Here is an 8,684-nt window from a genome sequence, read left to right on the forward strand (position 1 = left end):
ATTTTTTTTTAAATAAAATAACCCAAACTTTACCAATAAAATATTGAACAAAAAATCCTATTTCAAAACATTATTGGCAACAAGCAATTATAGGTAAAATCTGCCTTCATAAAAATAAAACATGAAAACAGCAAGGAGTTCAAAGAGAGCATGGCGCCTTTAAAGTAAAATATAGCACCCCATTGCAATGCATAAAAATAGGAAGTTGCCTAGGAATGAGTTAATCACAATAACGCTTGTTTTATGCTACTTTAATAGAGAAAATTTTCTGCGCAGATACGATTTATAAAGACATTGCTGTATAAAGAGAATCGCATGATCTGTAATTTGTAAAAAGAATCAAATTCCTGTAGAAGCATTTTAAGCTATCTATCTAGCTTTCTTTATTTAATATTGAAAAGTACTCTTATAAATCTATGTGGGATAACGAACAACAAAAAAACGATCCTGGACAAGACCCTGCTCTTGTCGTCAAGCGTTTGCGGCCTGCGCGCCGACAGGTCTCTGCTCGTTGGCTTACGGGAACCATTCTGACAGGAATCACTTCCTGCATTCTTATGGGGATTGCACTTTTTACGGCTCTTGATGAACAACAGCGATTGGTAACACCGCCACAATGGTTTACGCAAGAAAACCTATCAGAATCACAAGCCCCTGAGGCCAATGGCTATAAAGGCGACCGTATTTCTCCCACTCATGCAAGGCAAAGCTTTGACAGAAAACGTCAATTTGAATTATCGATTCTACAAAAAAAAGGCGATGAAAAAGTCATTCAAACACAACATTTTGAATGGATTCGTATGGCTTTAGCCGAAAATCGCCCCCAGAAATATAGCTATCCAAAATTTGATTCTTTAAGCATTCTTGCTAGTGATACGAAAAATCAAAATATCGCACCACAAGAAGATTCTGGGCAGATTTATGGAGCAAAGGTTGAAACAAAACTCACCTTACGCAGCTATGATTTTAAGGTAAATCAATTCGATTTTGATGACAGCGACACATTGACAGATGAAGAGGCACAACAAGAAGTACAAAAAGCTGGATTTACTTTAGAAAAGAGCTCCGAACTTCTTTCAGTTCTCACATTGATTGATCCTTTAAAATTAGAAGATGTATCCTCCCCTTCCCAAGGCACAGAATCCCCTGAAGTTCGAATCGTTCAAGAAAATGTAACCGTTTCTCCTCAAAGTCACCGTATCGATCTGACGAAAAACTATGTTGAAGATATTATTCCTATTCGTAAAAAACAAACGATAGCCGATGCTTTCAAAAAAACCAGTTATACAAAAAAGCAAATTGACCAGGTTGTAAAAACGCTAGAAAAAATAAGCCTTTCCGATTCCCTTAAAGAGGGAAGCCTTTTACGCATTGGTATTGTGACACAAGCTGGTGAAGAAGACCATCTCGTACGCGCAAGTATCTATCAAGGGATGCATCATGTTCTCACCATTGCCCTGAATGATAAAGGCCAATTCATTGAAAGCACAGAGCCTAAAATGTCTAAAGCACTTAAAACGGCTTTTCAAAATGGTATTCCACATTCTTATATCAATAGCGCGCAATTACCAACGGCTTATGATGCACTCTATAGTGCTTTGCTAAGCCATAATATATCACAATCTCTCTCTCATCGTCTTATTCGTCTGCTAGCCACCAATATTGACATGAAAAGTCCGATAACACCCAATGATCAGATCGAAATATTTTATGCTGTACCACAAAGCGATAAAGAAAACAAAAACGGCAAAAAGAATTTGAAAGCAAAGGAATCATCCAAGAACGCTGATCCAGAAATTCGTTATATTAGTGCAACTTTTGGGAATACAACTTATAAATATTACCGTTATCAATTAAAAGATGGAAGCGTTGATTATTATGATTCTGAAGGGAAAAGTTCAAAGCCTTTCTTGCTGCGCAAACCCACACCAAATGGCATTTTTGGCTCTCCCTTTGGTCCACGCAAACATCCTATTTTAGGCTATGTCCGCATGCATACGGGTGTTGATTGGATTGCTCCTAAAGGATCACCCATTATTGCTGTAGGAGATGGTATTGTCACAAGAGTAGGCGTAACAGGCGGCTATGGAAACCATACGGAAATTCAACATGCCAATGGATATGTCAGCAGTTATTCACACCAAAGTCGTTATGCACCAGACATCAAACCAGGCGTGAAAGTACGACAAGGACAAATTATTGGGTATGTTGGATCAACAGGAATGGCAACCGGTCCCCATTGTCATTTTGAAATCATTGTCAATGGCGTCAAAGTTGATCCCATGCGCATTCGTATACCGGATAGCAAAGCCTTAACCAATCAAGACCTACAAACATTCCTACAAGAAAAAAACAACATTGATGCCTTGATCAACAGCCCAATAGCACCCTCCGAAGAAACTTAAAGCATGAAAGCATCTGCATTTTTACGACTCAAAACATCTAAAAAATATGCTTGAGCGCTTACTTTTCTCAAAGAGATTTCCGCATTTTAAATATCTATTAAAGAATACGCCGAAAGATGCCACCACCCAAGGTCGCATCACAATGATTAAAAATAAAACGCCCTCCCCTTTTCAGGTTTACGCACAATAGAAAAGTGAAAAATATGAAACCCCAAAAGGCTAACTCTTCTTGTTTATTTTATCAAAACGATAGCCCGTCCTTATTTGCCATGCAATAAAATCTCAAATCAAAGAGGTGCCCGCTAAAGGATGAAGATTCTAAAATCCATATCATTCTATAAACAACCCGACTTTTTGTTGAATAGATTCCACTTGTTGAATGTATGCTGTTCATAGCCCTAAAGGACGGTGTTTCATGAACTTTCTGAGCACGTTCTACCTTAAGAGTATTCGTTACACACTTTTACAAAAACACCCCATATTTAAAGTTTCACATGCCTTACAAAAAATAACAAAACTTGAAAAAACAATCTTTTTGCAAAGCAATAGAGCTTACGAATATAAGTATTATTGGCTTAAAGGAGCACTTATTCAAAATAAATTTAAAGGCTAACTTAAGCACTTCAAAGCTCTCAGACAAGGAGAACTTTGAAAGCCTATCATCGGAGTCAACAAAGCAAAAAAACAACAAGAGAGAAAATCAAACATTACACCAAAAGATAAAGAAGCAAAGTTGTTTCTCTTGAAGGCAATTGACAATCTGATATGAATGGTGCTGTGTTCGCGCTACTGAAGCCGTATTTTTCCTTCTTCTTGTGAAAAGATGCCCTCCCCATACATTCACGATGAATGAAAGGCAGCTTACCACGAGAAAAGAAAAAATTTACCCTTTTAAAAAATCAGTCAGAGCTTTTTTTTGAACTATTCATGCTAAGTTTTGGCAAAGGAATGACAATCTTTGTGCCTCCTAAAGCAGAAGTTTCAAACAGAGGTTTTTCACCAAATTGCATACAGAGCTGTTCCACGACCACACGACCAAGTCCTGTTTTTTGTTTTAAAGTTTGGCTTTTCATTCCCACGCCATCATCTTCTACAATGAGCATCAATTGTCCATCTTTCTGGGGACCAAAGGAGATATAAATATGACCAGACCGTTGATCAGGAAAGGCATGTTTTAAGGAATTTGTCAGCAGTTCACCAAGGATAATTCCAAGTGTTGTCGCATCTCTTGAAGACAGGCGACAATCTTTAAAGTTGGTGTGAATGGTGATGTTTTCACGCAATTCAAAAGGGACTGCCAATTCGACATCATGCACAACAGAGCTGAGAAACTCTGCCAATAGTGTCGTTTCCATATCATCACTTAAGCGCAAACGACGATGTGCTGTAGAAATTGTCTGAATACGATCACGTGCAGCCCCTAGAACAGCACGGACCTCTTCATTTTTGCTCCGGTTTAACTGGAGCCCCAACAAAGAAGACACCGTCCCAAGAGAATTGCCAATGCGATGGCTTGCATCCTGCAACAATATTTCAACCCGTTGGCGTTCTTTTTCAGCGTGATTACGTGCTCTTTCTAATTCTTGTGTTCGTTCTTTCACGCGGGCTTCCAGAGCGATATTTTCACTATGAAGCAGCAATTGATACAATTTTAAAGAGCGCATATCACGATGAAAACGATTAATAACAAAATAGGCAGAAATAAAGGTACTCACAACGGAAACAATAGCCGCCAATGTCAAAGCCGCCCGCATCAATGCGATACCCTCACGCTGTTTTTGTCGCACCACATCATCCCCATTAATAAAGCTTGTCATCAATTGAGCTAAACGTGCTACAGGAATCTTTGATACTTCCAAAGAGTCCGCATGAGAGGGTTGAGAAGATTGTTCAGGAATCGCATCAAGAGCACGCATATGGGCATTCATAAAGGCTTTTCGTGCTTCAACCTCTTCTTTAAAAGCCGTAAACCATTTATACCACTGCGGATGCGCATAAACAATAAGTGCGATATAGTCGAGAATATTCCCCAACTCCCGCTCTGCATTTTCAAAACGTATTTTATCTTCCGCCTTGCGCGTTTTTGCATAGCTGCGATCAGCAACAGCCATATCAATCAGGCTAATAAGGACCAAATCAGCCTGTTCGCGCAATTCTGAACTTGTATTCAACTGTGCGACTTCTCGATCAACGGCATTTGAAAGCAACATAATAAAAACCGATGCCAAAAGAGCCATAACAAGAGAAACAACAATCGCACCCCACCGCCAGCGTGATATCGTTGCATCAGAAGAAGGCATTTGAGGCATCAAATTTGTTTTTGTTGTCATAGAATGTCCATTGGCGAACTTGAAAGTCGTCATTTTTCAGCACAAAGGAAGGCAACCTTATGGAACATAAAACCTAAAGCCCGTGAGAAAGTTTTATACAGGCTTTTCTTGTGTTCCTAAGGATACACGCCAAACTTCTGAATTCCCTCAGATACTGACTTTACTGTAATAGCTATAACGGGAATAAAAAAAACAAGGCTATCAATCATAATTATTATGCTTTTTTAGCCGTTAAATGAACACAATGTACTTCCAGCTGAGTAAGAATCAGGACCATAATCAGACTCACCATTGACTTTAAGAAGTTCTTGTAATCGATTACGCGCCCTGCTCACACGGCTTTTAATGGTTCCAACAGCACAACCACAAATAGCCGCAGCATCTTCATAAGAAAATCCCGATGCGCCAATGAGAATAATGGCTTCTCTTTGATCGGCAGAAAGCAAATTTAAGGCTTTTTTGAAATCTTGCAAATCAAGTGATCCATATTGAGCAGGATGAACAGCGACATTTTGAGTAAACACGCCGTCGGTATCTTGAACTTCTCTTCCCTTTTTACGCATTTGACTATAAAATTCATTGCGCAAAATGGTAAAAAGCCAAGCTTTAAGATTAGTTCCCATCTCAAAACTATCTTGCTTAGCCCATGCCTTCATAACAGTATCTTGGACCAAATCTTCGGCTTTATCGTGCTTGCCACTTAAAGAAACAGCAAAAGCTCGTAAAGCCGGCAACACAGAAAGGAGTTCTTGTTTAAAGTTTTTCGCGCACTTTGACATAAAGGATTCAAACCTTTTCCACATTGTTTAAGCCAAATTGCTCTGCGCGCTCCAACTTCTCTAAAAGCTCAAGCAAACACCGTGGCAGTGCTTCTTCTTGAATTTCCATGTAAAATTGACGTAACTTCCGTGCTATTTCGCTATTGACCCCGAGAAGATCATCTCCAACTCTAAATTGTGTAGTGAGATTTTTTTCATCACGGTCGTTCATTTTTCATCCCCCTAATCCATATATTACTGGTAGCACCGCGAAGATTTTTTCGCCTTATGGTTGTAAATATAGCTGTCGGTAAAAAGTTCCATACAAATCAAGGAACTTTTTTATCGGTTGAGAATTTCAACCAACAAAATGCTTGAAAGGTCAAAGGAGTTATAAATTATGTCATTATCAACGCGCATTGCCCCGCATCTTCCCTATCTTCGGCGTTTTGCCCGCTCTGTCACCGGTAGCCAATCCTCTGGCGATGCCTATGTTTCAGCGATGTTGGAAGCACTCATTGCCGACATCTCCATTTTTCCCAAAGCCTCCACTGACCGAATTGGTACCTATTGGCTTTTTTGCCATCTTTTTGACCAAACCACACCAAACATCCCTGAACCCCTGCCCCAATTTGGTCTTGAACAAAAAACCAGTGCCAAATTATCCTATCTCACGCCCCGTGCACGCCAAGCATTTTTGCTCATTGCCGTTGAAGGATTTCATGAACAAGACGCCAGCGAAATCATGAATCTGGATACGAAAGAATTTCGCAAGCTTCTCAACCAAGCATCCATTGATATTTCTCAACAAATTGCCACTGAAGTCATGATTATTGAAGATGAACCTCTTATTGCACTTGATATTGAGCAAATGGTAGAAAGCCTAGGTCATCATGTTGTAGGAATAGCGCGCACGCGTGATGAAGCTGTCATCATGTATCATAAGAAAAAACCACGGTTGATTTTGGCTGATATTCAATTAGCCGATAACAGTTCAGGGATTGATGCGGTCAACGAGATTTTGAAAAATGACCGTATACCGGTGATTTTCATCACAGCTTTTCCCGAAAGGCTTCTCACTGGCGAGCGTCCAGAACCAACTTTTTTAGTGACCAAACCTTTTAACCCTGATATGGTGAAAGCGCTTATTTCGCAAGCTTTATTTTTTCAAGAGAATGCTTCTAAAGCGGCTTAGAACAGGGTAACATCTTAAAATTATGATCGTTACGCCTCTTTCAAAGCCTCCCATGGATAGATCTCATATGAGTGCGCTCATGCAAGCGATTCGTGGTGCTGATATTTGCGTTCTCTATCAGGCAACAAATCTGGTTTATTTATGGGCTGAAAACTTGCCACACCATTTGCACAATAAATGGCGGGTTGGGTGTCGTGACAGCGACTTTTTTTCGCTTGACCTTGCAGACAATATGGAAACCATCAAACTGCAAGTTTTAGCCAGTGGCAAAATGCAAACTGTTGAAGCACGTTTTGAAGATACAAATAAACAAGAGATTTGGTACAAATTTTCTATTGATTGCCACCGCAATGATAACGAAGACATTATTGGTATTATCACCACCGGTGTCAATATTTCCGGCTTACGCCGCCGTGAACAAGTGCTTAAAATCCTTCTTCGCGAAGTCAGTCACCGTTCTAAAAACCTTCTAGCGATCATTCAAAGTATTGCCAGCCAAACCGCCCGCTACACTGAATCTCTTCAAGTTTTTTTACGAAAATTTCAAGGTCGTCTTCATTCTCTTTCTCATTCTCAAGATCTGATCACTGATTCCGATTGGCGCGGTGCTCAATTTCGCGAATTGGTCCAAACGCAGGCTTTAGGTTATTTTATGAAAGAAACAGAACGTTTTTCACTTGAAGGCGTCGATCCTTATCTTTTTCCCAATGCCGCTTTGCATATCGGTTTGGCTTTTCATGAACTGATTGTCAATTCTCTTTCTTTTGGAGCCCTTTCCCAAGAAAAGGGGAGCATCTGTGTACGCTGTGAAATTGAAACAAAACTGAATGGCAAAACGCAACTTATCATCACGTGGCATGAAAATTTTGAATCCGGCATCCCTCCCACAAACAATAAAAAAGCCTGTTTTGGTAGTGCCGTTCTCGAAAAAATCGTTCCCATTTCCGTGAATGGTTCAGCTTCTCTCAGATTGACACAAGAAGGAATTGTCTATTGCCTCTCTGTTCCTGATACTTATTTTGATATTTTTTCTTAAAAGAGCATTTTAAACAATGAACAAGAGAATTTTCCCCTTTTTTAGCAAAATGTCTCATCTGTTTATTAAGCACAAAGATATTTTCCAACCTCTTTAAACCAACCTCTATAGTCCCCCAATAGTTCCGCAAAACCTTAACGATGAGAACTGAAAGCCACATAAAATCCATTCCCGCTGTCAATCAACTTCCATCCCTCATATAACCGGCATATTTTAAAACAGAAACCAAAACGATAAAGAGCAAACCGTTTCAGCTTTTATATGCAAAATAAAAGCGAGCCTGTTACCCATCTCTTTTTGTGTAATTTTCGCAATGCGTATATAATTTTATTTTGGCAGAATATGAAATTTCAAGGAGTAAAGCTAATATCCATCATCACTCTTCAGCTTTACGGGCTTAAAGCATCCACGACAACGACAATTAATTGATGTAAATTACACATTTTATGCTTTTATTTATCGCATTCTTTAATGGAGATATCCTCTTCAGTTACAATAGGGCATCCTAAAACAGGATACACTTGTGTTCCTCATTCACGCACTTTTTTAATATTTCCCAGCGCATCCACGCTCATTTCAAAACAGTATCTGTAAATAAGATATAATAGCCCCCGTAAAGTGAACCATCAAAACCGCCCCTTGTTACGCCACGTCCTTCTTTACCTTCATACCCCTTTTCACTTCATAAAAGTAGTAGCTGAGCATCATCATACCATTTGTCTCTCATGTTACAACAGCCATTGACCTTTGAGAGCGTCCATAAGAGGCATTTCAGTCTTTTTTCAAATATTACTCACCGACATAGAGCCCACACACACACCCTTTTATGACGTGCAAGCCAATGACTTTGATTAATTCACTATAGAAAACCCATCTCAAAGGGGAAAACCCATCTCAAAGGGGAAAACCCATCTCAAAGGGGAAAACCCATCTCAAAGGGGAAAACCCATCTCAAAGGGG

The 8,684-nt window shown here is 39.6% G+C and carries 6 protein-coding genes; 3 read left to right on the forward strand and 3 right to left on the reverse strand.

Going from position 1 to position 8,684, the window contains the following annotated elements; all coding sequences use genetic code 11:
- Positions 1-416: 416 nt before the first annotated feature.
- Positions 417-2,405: a M23 family metallopeptidase gene (locus ACFINE_RS06555; protein WP_375621450.1), complete on the forward strand. Its 1,989-nt coding sequence runs from the start codon at positions 417-419 to the stop codon at positions 2,403-2,405.
- Between the two features lie 899 nt (positions 2,406-3,304).
- Here the strand turns inward: ACFINE_RS06555 and ACFINE_RS06560 are convergent.
- The 3 genes from ACFINE_RS06560 to ACFINE_RS06570 all read right to left on the reverse strand — a co-directional run bounded on the left by ACFINE_RS06560 (position 3,305) and on the right by ACFINE_RS06570 (position 5,725).
- Positions 3,305-4,735 carry a sensor histidine kinase gene (locus ACFINE_RS06560; protein WP_375621451.1) on the reverse strand — a complete coding sequence of 477 codons (1,431 nt, stop codon included), beginning with the start codon at positions 4,733-4,735 and terminating at the stop codon, positions 3,305-3,307.
- A 224-nt stretch (positions 4,736-4,959) separates the two neighbouring features.
- Positions 4,960-5,514: an RNA polymerase sigma factor gene (locus ACFINE_RS06565; protein ID WP_375611691.1), complete on the reverse strand. Its 555-nt coding sequence runs from the start codon at positions 5,512-5,514 to the stop codon at positions 4,960-4,962.
- A 7-nt stretch (positions 5,515-5,521) separates the two neighbouring features.
- Positions 5,522-5,725, reverse strand: a complete 204-nt coding sequence (locus tag ACFINE_RS06570; protein ID WP_375610684.1) for a NepR family anti-sigma factor — start codon at positions 5,723-5,725, stop codon at positions 5,522-5,524.
- A 168-nt stretch (positions 5,726-5,893) separates the two neighbouring features.
- On the opposite strand from ACFINE_RS06570, the gene ACFINE_RS06575 reads away from it, so the two are divergent.
- Positions 5,894-6,688, forward strand: a complete 795-nt coding sequence (locus ACFINE_RS06575) for a response regulator (protein WP_375607013.1) — start codon at positions 5,894-5,896, stop codon at positions 6,686-6,688.
- A 22-nt stretch (positions 6,689-6,710) separates the two neighbouring features.
- Positions 6,711-7,724: a sensor histidine kinase gene (locus ACFINE_RS06580; protein WP_375613649.1), complete on the forward strand. Its 1,014-nt coding sequence runs from the start codon at positions 6,711-6,713 to the stop codon at positions 7,722-7,724.
- Positions 7,725-8,684: the final 960 nt, after the last annotated feature.

This window comes from Bartonella sp. AA97HXZ (genome assembly GCF_042196985.1).
Classification (GTDB): domain Bacteria; phylum Pseudomonadota; class Alphaproteobacteria; order Rhizobiales; family Rhizobiaceae; genus Bartonella.

Excerpts from the sequence above, each read along its gene's own strand:
- ACFINE_RS06555 (WP_375621450.1), top strand. The coding sequence starts at position 417 with ATGTGGGATAACGAACAACAAAAAAACGATCCTGGACAAGACCCTGCT.
- ACFINE_RS06575 (WP_375607013.1), top strand. The coding sequence starts at position 5,894 with ATGTCATTATCAACGCGCATTGCCCCGCATCTTCCCTATCTTCGGCGT.
- ACFINE_RS06565 (WP_375611691.1), bottom strand. The coding sequence starts at position 5,514 with ATGTCAAAGTGCGCGAAAAACTTTAAACAAGAACTCCTTTCTGTGTTG.
- ACFINE_RS06560 (WP_375621451.1), bottom strand. The coding sequence starts at position 4,735 with ATGACAACAAAAACAAATTTGATGCCTCAAATGCCTTCTTCTGATGCA.
- ACFINE_RS06580 (WP_375613649.1), top strand. The coding sequence starts at position 6,711 with ATGATCGTTACGCCTCTTTCAAAGCCTCCCATGGATAGATCTCATATG.
- ACFINE_RS06570 (WP_375610684.1), bottom strand. The coding sequence starts at position 5,725 with ATGAACGACCGTGATGAAAAAAATCTCACTACACAATTTAGAGTTGGA.